General features: G+C 57.5%; 10 protein-coding genes and 4 pseudogenes. 4 read left to right on the top strand and 10 right to left on the bottom strand.

Going from position 1 to position 14,450, the window contains the following annotated elements; genetic code table 11:
* Positions 1-8: 8 nt before the first annotated feature.
* The 9 genes and pseudogenes from ACWAT4_RS39720 to ACWAT4_RS39680 form a co-directional block, all read right to left on the bottom strand.
* Positions 9-971, bottom strand: coding sequence for a carbohydrate ABC transporter permease (locus ACWAT4_RS39720; protein ID WP_128929768.1), 963 nt, complete (start codon positions 969-971; stop codon positions 9-11).
* Between the two features lie 58 nt (positions 972-1,029).
* Positions 1,030-2,325 (bottom strand): annotated as a pseudogene (locus tag ACWAT4_RS39715) (extracellular solute-binding protein).
* A 563-nt stretch (positions 2,326-2,888) separates the two neighbouring features.
* Positions 2,889-3,130 (bottom strand): annotated as a pseudogene (locus tag ACWAT4_RS39710) (hypothetical protein); the annotation flags it as partial.
* Between the two features lie 13 nt (positions 3,131-3,143).
* On the bottom strand, positions 3,144-4,064 hold the full coding sequence (locus tag ACWAT4_RS39705; RefSeq protein ID WP_245478061.1) for an ABC transporter permease: 921 nt from the start codon (positions 4,062-4,064) through the stop codon (positions 3,144-3,146).
* A gap of 110 nt (positions 4,065-4,174) precedes the next feature.
* On the bottom strand, positions 4,175-5,713 hold the full coding sequence (locus tag ACWAT4_RS39700; protein WP_164934141.1) for a sugar ABC transporter ATP-binding protein: 1,539 nt from the start codon (positions 5,711-5,713) through the stop codon (positions 4,175-4,177).
* A 38-nt stretch (positions 5,714-5,751) separates the two neighbouring features.
* Positions 5,752-6,843 carry a substrate-binding domain-containing protein gene (locus tag ACWAT4_RS39695; protein WP_128929771.1) on the bottom strand — a complete coding sequence of 364 codons (1,092 nt, stop codon included), beginning with the start codon at positions 6,841-6,843 and terminating at the stop codon, positions 5,752-5,754.
* Between the two features lie 94 nt (positions 6,844-6,937).
* On the bottom strand, positions 6,938-7,951 hold the full coding sequence (locus ACWAT4_RS39690; protein ID WP_128955099.1) for a sterol desaturase family protein: 1,014 nt from the start codon (positions 7,949-7,951) through the stop codon (positions 6,938-6,940).
* A 176-nt stretch (positions 7,952-8,127) separates the two neighbouring features.
* Positions 8,128-8,493, bottom strand: a complete 366-nt coding sequence (locus tag ACWAT4_RS39685; RefSeq protein ID WP_128929773.1) for a hypothetical protein — start codon at positions 8,491-8,493, stop codon at positions 8,128-8,130.
* Between the two features lie 104 nt (positions 8,494-8,597).
* Positions 8,598-9,713: pseudogene (locus ACWAT4_RS39680) on the bottom strand (DDE-type integrase/transposase/recombinase); the annotation flags it as partial.
* Positions 9,714-9,960: 247 nt separating this feature from the next.
* Between ACWAT4_RS39680 and ACWAT4_RS39675 the strand changes: the two are divergent.
* From ACWAT4_RS39675 to ACWAT4_RS39665, 3 genes are all read left to right on the top strand, one after another.
* Complete coding sequence (locus ACWAT4_RS39675; protein WP_128929774.1) at positions 9,961-11,247, top strand: NAD(P)/FAD-dependent oxidoreductase; 1,287 nt, start codon at positions 9,961-9,963, stop codon at positions 11,245-11,247.
* A 7-nt stretch (positions 11,248-11,254) separates the two neighbouring features.
* Positions 11,255-12,106: a sugar phosphate isomerase/epimerase family protein gene (locus ACWAT4_RS39670; RefSeq protein WP_128955100.1), complete on the top strand. Its 852-nt coding sequence runs from the start codon at positions 11,255-11,257 to the stop codon at positions 12,104-12,106.
* Between the two features lie 443 nt (positions 12,107-12,549).
* Positions 12,550-12,888 carry a MocE family 2Fe-2S type ferredoxin gene (locus ACWAT4_RS39665; RefSeq protein ID WP_128930174.1) on the top strand — a complete coding sequence of 113 codons (339 nt, stop codon included), beginning with the start codon at positions 12,550-12,552 and terminating at the stop codon, positions 12,886-12,888.
* Here ACWAT4_RS39665 and ACWAT4_RS39660 read toward each other — a convergent pair.
* The gene (locus tag ACWAT4_RS39660) at positions 12,885-14,120 is read right to left on the bottom strand and encodes an NAD(P)/FAD-dependent oxidoreductase (RefSeq protein WP_232995607.1); all 1,236 of its coding nucleotides are present in this window, start codon (positions 14,118-14,120) and stop codon (positions 12,885-12,887) included. The genes ACWAT4_RS39665 and ACWAT4_RS39660 overlap by 4 nt on opposite strands.
* 103 nt (positions 14,121-14,223) lie before the next feature.
* Here ACWAT4_RS39660 and ACWAT4_RS39655 point away from each other — a divergent pair.
* A pseudogene (locus ACWAT4_RS39655) lies at positions 14,224-14,346 on the top strand (LacI family DNA-binding transcriptional regulator); the annotation flags it as partial.
* Between the last annotated feature and the right edge of the window lie 104 nt (positions 14,347-14,450).

Genomic DNA, 14,450 nt, shown 5'->3' with positions numbered 1-14,450 from the left:
CGGCCTCTTCAGCTGACGCGCTGGCGAACAAAGCGCCAGAGCTTGACCATGGCGAACGTCCCGACTAGCACGATCAGCCAATTGACCACCATCAGTGCGGCGCCACGCCCAAAAGCGAGATTCTGGAACGCGGTGATGTAGGCACGTACCGAAAGAACCGAAGTGCTGTTGCCGGGCCCGCCTTGGGTTGTCCCGAAGATGATGTCGAACTGGTTGAGAGACTCGATCAGCCGAAACACCGCCGCGATCAGAATGTAGGGAGCAATCAGAGGCTGCTCGATGTGCAGAAAGGTCGCCAAGCCCTTCGCACCGTTAACGCGCGCGGCTTCTCTCACCTCTTCATTGATGCCCTGAAGGCCGGCGAAGATGATGAGTGCGAAGAAGGGCGTGTAGGTCCATACGTCGATCAGGACCAGGGAGAACATTGCGGTCACGGGATCTGAGATCCAGGCAAATCGGCCGATCCCGACAAGCGACAACAGATAATTCATGATCCCGTTTTGTGGGTCCATCATGGTCGTCCACATGAGCGCTACGCTCATCGGGGGTAGGACGAGGGGCAGGAGAATGACCGGCCGCATCACGCGGGCCAGGAAGACTTCGGTCGCGAACAGCTTGGCAAGCGCGAGACCGAAGGCTGCCTCGGCAAGGACGGCGGATCCAGAGTAGACCAGCGTCGCGCGAATGCTATTCCAGAAATCCTCTGTCTTAATCAGCGCCGCGTAATTGTTGAGGCCGATGAAGTGGACCAAGGGGCGACCGAACCTGAGGTCAGTCAACGACTGATAGACGCCGTAGAAGAACAGAAGCAGAAATCCTACAAGTATGACGATGGCTGGCGCAATTGCTGCAATGCTCCACCAGTCAAGACGCGGCTCCTCAGCGCTCTTGATCCGCCGATCCTGTGAGGAGGCAAGTTGGCTGGCCGAAGACTGCAGCGTCACGATTGCGTCGTATCCTCGAAGTTCCATATGACTACATCTCTAATTGCAAGAAGGGGCAGCGGGTCGCCGCCGCCCCCTCGGCACTTCACATGGTCGATCGGATTTCGGCCGCGAGGTCTGTCAATGTCGCCTTCACGTCAGCTCCGTTGACCATTTTCTGCATGGCAACGGCCCAGGCATTCATTGCTTCGGCAAAGCCGACGCGAGCTGTAAAGGCCAGCTTTGCCCGGTCCTGCACGCTCTTGAACGTGTCGACAAAGTTGTTGAATTCAGGCTTTGCCGCGTATTCGAGCCATGCCTTGTCAGTCCAGGTCGAGGTGCGCGGAGAGTTGACGAGCTTGCCGGCCACGGCACCGTTGAGCTTCACTTGCTTCGAAGTCGCCCATTGGATGAAGAGCCACGCAGCTCCCTTCTTTTGCGATGCCGCATTCATCGCCAAAGACCAGATCCAGATGTTGGATTCGAAGTTTTTGGCATTCGGAGCACGCAAGGGCGGCGCAAATGCTATTTTGCCTGAGGCTGGCTTGCCGGCAACGTCGTTCCAAAAGCCAAACATGTTGGAATCGATCGCCATGGCTGTGCGGCCGGAATTGATGCCTTCGACCACCTGGTACCAATTGTCGTTAGCAAAGGAGGGCGCCGCGCACTTCTTGATCATGTCCACATAGTCCTTGTGGAAAGCGATCGACTCGGGTGAGTCGAGGCCGGTGTCGAGCTTACCGTCCTTGACGGTGAAATCGTGCACCCCGTAGGACCTGGCGATCGAGATTGCGGCCGTGTGGATGCTGCTCCAGAACCGCACACCGCGGACGCCAAGGGGCGTAATCGTCGGATCGGCAGCCTTCAGCTTTTCGCATGCCGCGGACATCTCCGGCGGGGTCGTAGGGACCTTGATGCCATACTTGTCGAGGATGTCCTTCCGTTAGAACAGTTGGATATTCTCGAAGCCATGCGGAATGGCCCACACCTGCCCGCTTCCCGGCTCGATCTGGCCTTCCTTGACCTTCCAAGTCAGCGCATCTCGTAGTGCTGGGAAGAAATCCTTGTAATCGTAGCCGGCCGCCGTAAGTTTCGGATCGTTCAGATAGCGGTCGAGGGGCTCAAGCAATTGACCGGGCGCAAGATCCCAAGCCGGTTGAATGCCCGTACCGACAACGTCCCAGCTTGGTGATTTGGTGCTGAGCTGGATCGTCAACTTATTCCAATACGCATCGTCCGGATAAAGCTCCGGCGTCACCTTGATGCCGGTAAGCTTCTCGAATTCCGGCAGCTGGGCTGCAACCGCATCGGCATATGGATGAATATCGGAGGCCCAGACGATCGACTCGCCTTCGAACTGGCGCCAATTGATGTCGTCTGCCTTGGCGTGGGTAAGCGCCATGGCCGTTCCGGCCAAAAGCGTGGAGCAGATAAGGGTAGCTTTCCTAGCAAAATTTGCTGAACGGTCCGGACAAGCAGCGTACTTCCTTGGCATGATTCCCCTCCGGTGAGCTCTTTGGCCCGTAAACCTCGTGCCCCCTCCTCTTCGAGAGGCCGCAGTGTCGGCAAGGCTAGCGCCCGCTGTTCCGTCGTAAGCGGTTTTCCGAACTCTCTTTGGGTAAGATTGGGTAACGTCGAACAATCGGTAGTTCAGAAAGTGATCCGCGGATCGCGTCAGGCGTACTCAAGCCACGTTGTCTACCAATTTGCTGGACTGGCAGCAGTCATCCTCAAGGATCAATTAGCAAACTTATGACGCTGACGCCTCGTAGCTTCGGCAGTCAAACGACAGTCGATTGTCCTGGGATGTGGCGGCTCCGAAATCTCTTGTGCACGCGCCGGTTAGCGAGGTTCACAATGACCGTTCTCGAGTGCGCGATAGGGCAAAGGTTTCAATCCTCCACTGCAGTACTTCACACGGTTTTCCGTCTTCCGTACCGTTCCTCCGAATGCGCCGAGACGGCTTTAAGCTGCAAGAACCGTCATCAGGAATCTCCGGACCTCTGTCTTCAGCCGCGCGCTGTCGTTGGACAGCATCTGCGCGTAGGTGAGCAGTTAACTCGAAGCCGAGCCGGTCTCCGTTGCGCGGCGCTTCACGTCGGCTATGCTCGAAGCCACTCGGCGGGCCCCGTGTGTGCCTCCTGGATATTGGAGGAGATCTCTTGCGTAACAGCTCCTTGTTCGTCAACCGCGCACAAGATCGCCGACCAAGAACTAAGTTCAACGGCGGCGTGGGCCAAGCGTGTAACTCATCAGCAACGCGACCACGAGCAGCACTCCCTGAACGAAGCTTTGCGCGTAGTACGGGAAATTGAACATTGTCAGTCCGTTGATTAGTGTGGCGACGAAGACCGCGCCAACCAGCGTACCGACGGCATTCGCTTTGTTGGCGCCAAGCACGGCATATCCCACGAGCGCGGCGGACACGGCCTGCAGCAAGTACGCGTCGCCCACATTGACGTCGCCCCGGTTGGAGCGGGCCGCTAACATGACTCCGGCGATTGCTGCCAACGCGCCGGAGATCAGGTATGCCGCCATGCGATAACGCGCCACGCGGATGCCGGCCGCCGCGGCTGCGATCGGATTGCCCCCAACGGCGTAGAAGGCCCGCCCCCACCGCGTGTAATTGAGCAGCACAATGACGACGATGAATATCAGACCTGCGACCACGACTGACGCTGGGATACCGAACAGCCGCCCACCACCTAGCCAGCCGAATAGCGGCGAGAACTTGCCCGGAGCGACATTGCCGTTGAACGACATACCCTCCGCGATCGACTGGCCCGAGACGCCGAGCAAGGTCAACCCGTTGATGAGGAACAAGCCGGAGAGCGTTGCCACCAGATCGGGGATGCGGGCGTAGACAATGAGAAAAGTGTTGAATAGGCCGACCGCGACGCCCGCCGCCACGGCGATCAGAATCGCTGGGGCGCCACCGAGGTCGCCGATCACCATCGCCGCGGTTGCTGCCATCACCGCAAGCGACATCGACGCTCCTACGGACAGGTCGAATCCGCCGACCGTCATCGAAACCGTGGCGCCAAGCCCGATCACCGCGACCACCGAGGCCGCTTGCAGGATAAACATTGCATTGGCGAACGTGCGGAAGAACGGCTGCTGCCAGGAGAAGAACAGAATCATCAGCACCAGAACGGCCAAAAGCCCGTAGCGGTAGATGAAGACTTTCAGCTTTTCCGCGCTGCCGCGGGTGGATCCAGGCTCGGCCGGCTGCGCGAGCGAGTTTTGGATTGTCATTGAAGGGTGCCCCCACTTACGCCTTGCCGAGCTGCACCGGTCCGGCTCATGATTTCAGAAAGCTCTTCGGAGCTGAGCGCATCCGCCATAACTTCGCCCGCGATCGCTCCTTCGACCATAATGAGTACGCGGTCGGCGACCTCCACCACTTCCTCAGGGTCCGACGACGAGACTACGACCGAGTTGTACTCCGAGAAAGCCCGCAGCGCGTCCGAGATGATGCCGCGCGCTCCGATGTCGATTCCCCGGAACGGTTCGTCAAGAATTAGAAGTGACCAGCCGTGCTTGAGCCAGCGGCCGACTAACAGCTTCTGCTGATTGCCTCCCGACAGCGCCTCGATGGGGGCATCCCAGCCGGGACACTTGACGTTGTAGTCACGGATGATATCCTGGGTGAATGCCACTTCTTTATGTAGGTCGATGAAGCCATAGCGGCTGAAGAATCCCATTGCGCCGATCGAGCAATGCTTCGCCAGGCCCTCGCCAGGGAAGATCGATTGCTTCGCGCGCTCCTCCGGCACCATCGCCACGCCCCTCGTCAGCGCATCGGCTGCGTCGCGCGGCTTGAAGGGCCGATCGTTGAGCAGCATCTTGCCCGAAACCAGCGGCATAGCACCGTAAATCTGTTCCAGAAGCTCGGTCTTCCCGGCGCCAACGAGCCCGGTGATACCGATCACCTCGCCCTTGCGGAACGTCAGGTCGACGGGCACCGCATCGGGCCGCACACGCAAGCCGCGTCCGACAAACACCGGCACCTGGTCCGAGCGGCGGATGACATGTTTCGCCGACAAGATCAGATCGCCGAGAATTGATGTCGCTATCGCATTCGTATCGAGCGGTGACTGGTGCTCGGAAACGATCTGACCATTGCGCAAAACGACTGCGCGGTTGCATAGTTGCTGGCTCTCGCTCATGCGGTGCGAGACGTAAAGCACCGCGATACCGCGCCGCTTGAGGTCCGCCACCGCCTCGAACAATTTTTCCGCTTCACGCGCCGACAGCGTCGAAGTCGGCTCGTCGAGGATCAACAGCTTAGGGTTCTTCACTAGGGCGCGCGCGATCGCCACCTCCTGCCGACCGCTCGCTGACAGTTCCTCCACCGGAGCTTCCAGCGGTAGCTTGAGGCCCAACTTCTGCTGCACCTGCTGCGCGCGGTCCATGACGCTGCGGCGGTTGAGAAAGAAGGGCGAGTCGGCGGTCGAGAGATCGTCGAGCAGCAAATTTTCTGCCACTGTCATGCCGAACACCACGGCATCGTCGATGTTCTGGTGAACGGTCGCGATGCCGCAGTCACGCGCTTCGGTCGGCGAGCGGATTTCGGTCCGCTCGCCCTCGATCAGGATTTCGCCGGACGTGCGCAGGAAATTGCCGGAGAGCACTTTGATGAGCGTGGACTTGCCGGCGCCGTTGGCACCGAGCAGACCCAGCGTCTCGCCCGGCATAATCGAGAAGCTCACACCCTTTAGCGCTTGCGTGGCACCGAAGCGCTTGGTGATGTTGCGGAACTCGACGAGGGCTCTCGTTCGCTCGGACATAGGGCAACCTCCAGCGAGGCTTTCCTGCGTGGACCGATTCATTTCATCTTATCCATCCAAGGGGCCTTCGCCACGTCCGGCGTCTTCAGATCCGGAAAGACCGCACCAAGCTGTTCGATGTTCTCGACTTTGTTCGTGCGCAGCTCTTCCTGAGTGATAACCAGCGGCGGCACGCTCAGCGTGTTGCCGATGAGGTCGCCGGCAATCCTGGCCGCGGCCACCCGCAGTACGACCGAGCCGACATTGGACTGGTTGGTGGTAGCCGTGACCACCCAAGGACTGTGTGGCTTCGTCATTACCGCGATGTCGGCAGTTGAGATGTCCATGCCATAGGTCTTAACCTTGTCCGCCAGACCGAGTTCGCTGATCGCTAGCGATGCGCCTTTGGTGAACTCATCATACGGCGCGACAATCGCCTTGACGTTTGGATGGGCAGTCAGCGCTGCCTTGGCCTGATCGGCCGTCTGGGCGGCAGTGTTGGCGTTGACGACGCCGATCGTCGCTACCGTATTGACGCCAGGGTTGGCCCTCAAGAATTCCTTCCAGACTTCGTTGCGCAGATCGAGCGCCTGATAGCCTGGCACATAGACATAGATGACGTCAGCCTTTGCACCGTCGCCGCCGATATGGGCCTTCAGAGCACCAAGGATGCCGGTCATCATCAGCTTGTCGCCCTGATCAACGGTGATGACCTTGTCCGACGGCTCGACCGAAACGTAGTAGGTCACGACAGGAATATTGGCGTCAGCGGCCGCCTTGATGCCGTCGCGCAGACTATCACCAAATCCCCAACCAATGACGATGGCATCCGGCTGAGTGGCTACGGCCTGCTGCAGCATCAGCGCCTGCTTCGCATTGTCGCCGTCGGCGTTGTAGACCGTCAGCTTGACGCCGAGCTTCTTCGCTTCAGCCTCAACGCCGGCAATCCACTCCTGATACACGTCGCCAGTGTTGAGCTGGCGGACAACCGCGATCTTAACCGCGTGATTCTTAAACTTTTGCGGTACCTCGGCGTGCGCGTCCGACTTAACTCGAATCGGAGTGGGCCCGTCTGCGAACGCTACACTTGTAAGGGCGATCCCCGCGACGCCTGCGAGAAATGCGCGACGAACAATCCTTGCCACAATCATAACGTTTCCCCTTTGCTGACGTGGTGCTTGGCCGCGGAGTTCTCCGTGCGGCTTGAGTTCTTCAATAGGATTCTAGGGTACGTTGAGCACCCAGTCAGGCTCGAGCGTCCTTCTTGGCATAAGCTTCAGCACGCCGTTCCATACGAAGCTTTAGACGCTCATCGGCTTCAGGGCTGCCGTCGTGAAAGCTGCCAAACCACTTGTCTAGTGGGACCGCCCCATCAGCGTAATTCACCTCGAAAAGCTTGTGGTGAAGATAATGAGCGTAGACTCCAGATGGGACGGTGCGCTCGCCCCCCAGCTCGGTTCGATCGAAACCGGTATGGGCAATTGCTGGAGCGAGGCCCGCGCGCATCACCATGGCAAGCATATGTATTGGATGTGAATTGAAGACAGCGATCAACACGATGACAGAAAAATACAGGATGTGTTCGACCGGGTGCATCGCTAATCCCGACCAGGGAAGCACGTTCGTATTATTGTGGTGCAATGAATGAACGTACTTGTAGAGGAGACGAGTATGAAGCAGGCGGTGAACCGCGTAAAAGTGGACCTCATGAATGAATGGGACGAGTAACAGCAGGACGATGAACCATATTGGGTTGTCTGACAAGGTGATGAGAGGCACGTAGCCGTTGGCATAAAGATAAAACGCCGCGACCTGATATGCTGTAAAGACCGGAACGCCGCTCGTTATCGTCCAGAAAATATTGTCCAAAGCCTGTTTGCCGAAGACGAAAACAGTAGCTCTGGCCGTGGGCCAACGCGGGTTGTACTTAAAGCGCGTCTCCTGCCGTCGCAAAACGTAGAGCCAAGAGTGCCAGGCGCCATACCAAAGGACGACGATGGCATAGTTGAGGAGAACGAGATAAAGTACCCAGCCGATCTCGAGTGTCTTCATTTGTTCAAGAGACGGCGCAAGAAAGAGCCAATAACCGATCCCGAACACGATAAGCAGCAGGTTCCAAGGCAAAAAGTACCCTGGCAACCACTTTATCACCGCCATAGGTTTCGGAGGCAACGTGAACAACGGCCCATAACTGATGAGCTCCTTAGGCGCGTAGTGACCAAACTCGTCGCGACGGCCGAATTTAGTTTCCTCCATCATCGCTTCCTCCTGGCGCGCAATCCACCCCTATATTTTCTTCAGTATATGGCAGAGCGTTGGATGGCTCGATGGTTAGGTTGATTGAAATCCATCAAAATGTCGAGCTACGGCTTACTGCATTGTCGCCACGGCCGCTAAACGCTCGTCATTGTACGGCTCGTTTGCTCCCCTGCACGCTACGTATAGCGGTCGAGAGTATAGATTGCAGATCGGCAACTGATGCAACTTAGCGTGCTCGCTATCGAAACACCGGTACACCAGACATCACTGCCTTTCGAACCGCGATGCAGCATCTGAGCGGCCACAACGGATTGCGCCGGGCGCCACTTCGAGGTGAACGACTTCGCCGCGAACCGGTCGCTCGCGTTATTAGCAGCGAACCGTTGTACGCTGAGGGCTGCGCCACCGGCGACGAACTTTGGCGTCTTGCTCACAACGGACCACACGACCTTCACCGCCGCGGCCGAACTCTTCGCCAACTTCGACCACGGCGCCGCAATGTTCGCGTTGTGTCCGTCGTCAGATAATTTGAGACCGCTCATGCATTTCGAGAAGGGAGGCTCCGGATCATCTTGGGCTAGAGGTTAAGCTGCCTGCAGTCGATGCCGCAAGCGACGGATTGCGATGGTCTCGCGCTTGATGCGCTCAGCAAGATGCGGTTCTTCAAGGTCTGATGCCAGTGCCCTGGGTCTGGCGATGATTGGCGCACCGCGCACAGGCCGTATGTCCTTGCCCTTGAGCCAGGTGGCCAGATCATCCGCGACGTAACTTGATCCGTTGTCGCTGAGAAGCCGTGACCGCTGCTTTATATTGATGTACTCCAGGCCTGAGGCGACAAGCGCCCGGTCGAGCGTGGCCGTAACGTCGGAGGCGCACATGGTTGGGCTCATCCTCAACGCCACGATATAACGCGAGAAGTCAGCGAGCACAGTGAACAGATAATACCAGCCCCAGCCGGTGATCTTGAGGTAGGCGAAGTCAGTCTGACAGAGCTGGTTGATCGCCGTGGTCTTGTCCTTGAACTCGTTGGCCGTCTTGATCACCTCATAGGCGGGGCTGGTGATCAGGTCGTGCGCCTTCAGCAGCCGATAGACCCAGCGCCTCGGAGACTAAGTACTTTCTGTCATCGGTGAAGCGCACCGCCAGCTCGCGCGGCGACAGCTCGGGAATCTCCAGCGCCAGATCGATGATCTGACCGCGGACTTCGTCAGGAACCCGATTCCAGACCATGTCCGACTTCGAGCGATACTCAGCCAGTACCTCAACGCCAACCGCACGGTAGCGATCGTACCACCGATAAAATGCGGCTCGCGGGATGCCGAGCTTCTCGAGCGTGCGTCTGGCACGCAGATGGTGATTGCTCGACCAGCGCGATGATCTCGGCCTTCGCGAACGCAGGATACCTCATGCCTCGTCCTCCCCAGCCGCGCTCAACTCTTTTTTGTAAGCGGTTCTCCAGGGTACGATCGGCGACCACCTCCTTCAATTCGGAGGCTTCACGACGAAGATCCTTGACCTCGCCGGACGTGGCTGAGCGGGCAGTGTCGCCCCCCAAGGCGGCGTTTGCCAGCCTCAAGGAACTCCTTGGACCGGCCATAATACATCGAGGCCACACAGCTCGGAGATATTCTCCTCGTCGCGCAAATCCTTCCAACACGATACGGATATTCTTTTCCGCTGAATACTGCCGAGGTGCCTGGCGTCGGTTGTCCTTCAGCACTTGTTCTGCCGGGGCTTTGTCCGGCCCGGATTTCTGCTTCAACTTCGCTCCGTACGGCAACGATGAACCAGAAATCCTCCTTCGTGAAGTCCTGGTCTCAGAGGCGCTGACGGCGAACACGCCACACTACATGGCGTTGATCCTACGCCGGCAGGCCGCCGACTCGGGGCGCCCCGCACACGAGCGAGTCTACGAATCGTAAACATGATGGAAAAACATCAGGTTCAGAATAGCCTAAATCAGATGTCGGCGACTAACCTCCAAGCTCGCACAGTTCGGACTTGATGTGATGGCTCGAAGAATTGTCATAGTTGGTGCTGGACATGCTGGGACGAGTGCAGCTCGCGCACTACGGGAGCATGGGTGGTCCGACGAGATTGTACTCCTAACGGAGGAACGGTCCGCCCCTTATGAGCGTCCGCCTCTGTCCAAGTCAGTCCTTACTCAAGAGGAGAGCTTCAGCGGCGTAGCGGCTCTTGCCCCAGGTTGGCTTGACCAGAACGGAATCCTTTTCCGCTCTGGGGTCAGAGCGGAAGCAATCGACCGGGACGCACAGAGCGTTACACTCGCTGGAGGAGATCGTTTTCGGTATGACTACCTCCTGCTCGCGACAGGAGCAAAACCGCGTTTTCCGCAGTTGCCTGGCGTCGGCTCGAAGGGAGTGATCGCGCTGCGGTCGTTGGATCAATCCGCCGTTCTCCGAGAGAGATTGATGCCGGCACGAAGGCTTGTCGTTATCGGCGGAGGACTGATCGGATTGGAAGTCGCGGCGTCTGCCCGGGCAAGAGGTGTTGACACAACAGTTTTGGAAAAGGCACCCGCTCTGCTGTCTCGCGTGATGCCGATCTCGACGTCCGATAGAATCTTAGAACTGCATCGTTCCAACGGCACCAAGGTTTTCCTCGGAGCGGACGTGGAGGCGATCATTGGTTGCGACATGGTCGAGGGCGTGCGACTCAGATCAGGACAGGAATTCGTAGCCGACACAGTTCTGGTTGCTGTTGGCGCGGATCCCGACGTTGAATTGGCGCAGAAGGCTGGCCTTGCCACTGACGACGGCATTCTCGTCAATGAATACCTCCAAACTGCAGACTCTCGGATCTTCGCCGCCGGAGACGCAGCAAGATATCCGGCGTCGACGGGTAAAGACACGATACGATTGGAGGCATGGAAGAATGCGCTGGACCAGGGGGGCACTGCCGCGTTGAACATTTTGGGACGAAAGGTTTCCTATAGGGCAGTTCCATGGATGTGGTCTGATCAATTCGACAAAGTATTCCAAGTTGCTGGCATTCCGAACAAATCGCAGGTCGAGGTAAATCGTAGTTTAGACGATGGGGGTATAGTAACGTTTCTCCTAGACAGATTTGGCGTTCTAGAGGCCACGGCGGCGTTCGGTAGCCTATCGCAAGTAGCAAAGATCGTCCGAGTCGCGACCTCGATAATTGAGAGGCGCCTTCGCCCGTCGCCTTCCGTCCTGCAGGACCCAAGCTACGATTTGAGAAAGCTCTTGCAGTCAGATGCCGTCAACGCCCACTCAACGCATGAAGCCGCTCTCTCAGCAGTTCGAAGGTAGACACTACATGAACACCATCCTGTTCTTTCAGTCGCTTTGGGCCATGGAATTGCGAAGCGCGACGGAGCCAGAACGCGGGCTTGAGGAAAACATCCGAATGATCAAAGATGCCGGCTATGACGGCGTTAGCGCAGATTGGCGGAGCCGGGAGTACGTACGCGAGCTGCATGGCCTGTTGAAGGCGAACGGGTTGACAGCCGAAGGCCAGTGTTTTCCGAAGACCATCGATGAGCTCAAGCCAGTGCTCGAAAATGCAACGGAATTCGGTCTTCATCATCTTGAGATTCAACCAGATGTACGGCCACGTCGCTTGGATGATTGCATCCCGCTTTTAGAAGGATGGCTGCGGCTTGCCGAGGAGGTCGATTTTCCCGTCTATATAGAGACACATCGCGACCGGATGACGACCGACCTGTTCTTTACACTCGATCTACTTGAACGAATCCCCGATCTCAAGCTGCTGGGGGATATTTCGCACTTCGTTGTTGGGCGCGAGTTCTCATGGCCAATTACCGAGGAGAATAACAGCCACATCCATCAAGTTTTGGATAGGTGTTGGGCGTTCCACGGTAGGGTAGCAAGCCGCGAGCAAATACAAATCGAGATTAGCTTCCCGCAGCACCAAATGTGGCTCGACCAGTTCTTAGAGTGGTGGGGCTACGGCTTTCGGAGTTGGCGCCGGCGCGCGGCGGACGGAGAGGCATTGGCGTTTACTTGCGAGTTGGGGCCGCGGCCGTACGCGATAACCGGTCGAGATGGTGAAGATACAACGGATCGCTGGAGCGAAGCCCTGATGCTTCGAGAATGCGTCAGGAAGGCTTGGGACAAGTCTGGAGCCCACCTGGAAGACAACGCGTAGAGCACAACGACAGCGCTTGAACTCAGGAAACGTTACAGCCCACTACTGCTCCGCTGCTGAAGACTGCAAACTGTAGACTGCAGATGTAGGTGTCCAGATCAAGGCGATCGCGATTTGTTGTATCGTCGATACACGCTTCGTGTGCTGATCCAGATGGCCTCTTTCTGTTGATTTGAGCTATGAGAGCGCTGGGATCTTGGTCGACATCGGTTTGGGGGGCCCGGCCGGAAGCGGCGCATGCATACATGGTCTATTGAGAAGATCCAAAGGTGCAATGAGGTCGACGGGTACGCGGGAGAACTAGAAGTCGACCTAATGATAGCCCGACTTTGCCGCCGGATCGATCGACGAAGGGTTCGATGTCAGGTGCAAAAGTGATGGCGCCAGACGTTCAGCATATTCTAAAGAGGGAAGAGAAGTTCAACATGAGCCTAGATTTGAAGATGGTTGACGACACCGCTCGTACATGGGTGTTTGCGTGCAAGGTAGAGGATATTCGGCTTCAAGACGTTCGTCGCTGGGAGTTTGACGGGCATTCATACGCAATATTTCGCTCCCCGAAGGGCGAAATCTTCGTAACAGACGATATTTGCACTCATGAACACGCCCACCTGTCCGATGGTTATGTTGAGGGCCACACGGTGGAGTGCCCCCGTCACTCTGGACGGTTCAGCTATATGACGGGAAAGGCACTTGGCGCTCCGGTATGCATAAACCTGCGCACGTACGAGGTGAGAATCGAGGATGGAGCGGTCACCGTTTTGGTACCTCGACGGGCTTAACCCGCAACGACCTCTAACTCGGCTCCGTCAAGCGTGACAGAGTTGCAGATAGCGCGTGAAGCAATCAGCTGACGCATTTTTCTCAGCTCTCGCCCGATGAGCGCCGTGGGTCCGATGGCGGTCGCGCCGACGAGTCGTTCAAGTGCGTCGCAGTGAAGCAAGATCGCGCTTCCAGACGCTGTCGGTTTTCGCCTTGTCGACGTACCGAGATGAGGTAACCCCATTATTTGAAGGGAGAGGTCGTACTGGTCAGACCAAAAGAATGGGACTGACGGCGCCGTAACTTCTTCGCCCAGCAGTACGGCGGCTAGGATTCTTGCGTGATCCTCCGCGTTTTGCCACGACTCCAAACGTATATGCCGTTGGTAAAGTGGATGCCAGAAGGCGGCAATGTCGCCACAGGCGAATATGTTGGGATCAGAGGTACGCAGCTGCTCGTTAGTTATTACACCAATGTCGATCTCCAAGCCGGCGCCAATCGCAAGGGATATCTCAGGTTCAACACCAACGGCAACGACGGCGACACTGCAGTCAACAGCATCTCCATTGCTGAGAACAGCGCGCTTTAGGCTACCATGGCCATTGGAAACGAACCTCTCGACCATGGCCCCGTACGTCAATTGCACACCAGCGTGGAGGTGCGTCTCGGCAAGGCGATCTGCTACCAGTCGCGGCACCAAGCGAGAAAGCAGTCGGTCGGAAGCTTCGATCACTCGTGGCTGGATGCCGCGCTGTGCGGCGGCCGCCGCGACTTCGAGGCCGATAAATCCGCCACCAACGACGGCCACTCGGTTTGATGCCAGGAAGTACTTAGAAACGGTTTGAGCATCGGCGTAACTTCGAAGGCTAAAGACGCCGCGGAGCTGACTTCCTTGCACCGGAAACCCGCGAACTCGAGAGCCGGTAGCGAGAACCAATCGATCGTATCTAATCACTTTACCGTCGCTAAGTCGGATGTTTTTCCGGACGCGATCAACATCTTCAACGGCGACGCCGAGATGGGTCTCTACACGCTCCCAAACTGGGTCGTTAGGCTTCCACAACACGCAGTCATCGAGCCCGCTGGTGCCCAGGAGAACTCCTTTAGATAGCGGAGGTCGTTCGTAGGGATAGATAGGCTCGGCCCCGACGAGGGTCACGTGGACGCGATCGGGGCCGCGAGACAAGAGTTGCGCCAATCTGCCGCCGGCGTGCCCCCCTCCAACGATGACTATTCTGCATCGCTCAGTCATCAGTTATAATCCTGTGCATCCATGACATCTTGGTGCGAAGTGCGGTGTTGACCTGCGATGGGCTATCGTCAACAAACATACCGCAAAACGAAAGCCGAAGCGAATGAAACCTGGGCTGAACGAGGTAGCCAAGCTCGCTGGCGTCGGAATTGCAACGGTCGATCGCGTCCTCAATGAACGAGCTAATGTATCCCCGAAGACGGCGCTGAAAGTCATCGAAGCTGCTCGTCAGCTGGGGATCAGTCGGACTCTTCCATCGCCCCATCGTCGGCTCTTTCGAGTCAAGGTAATAATGCCTTCGCAAAGGACGCCCCTTCTGTTGCGGCTTGC

It is taken from the genome of Bradyrhizobium sp. T-1 (genome assembly GCF_053592855.1).
Note: the sequence above shows the minus strand (reverse complement) of the source record. Positions and strands in the feature narration are given on the sequence as shown.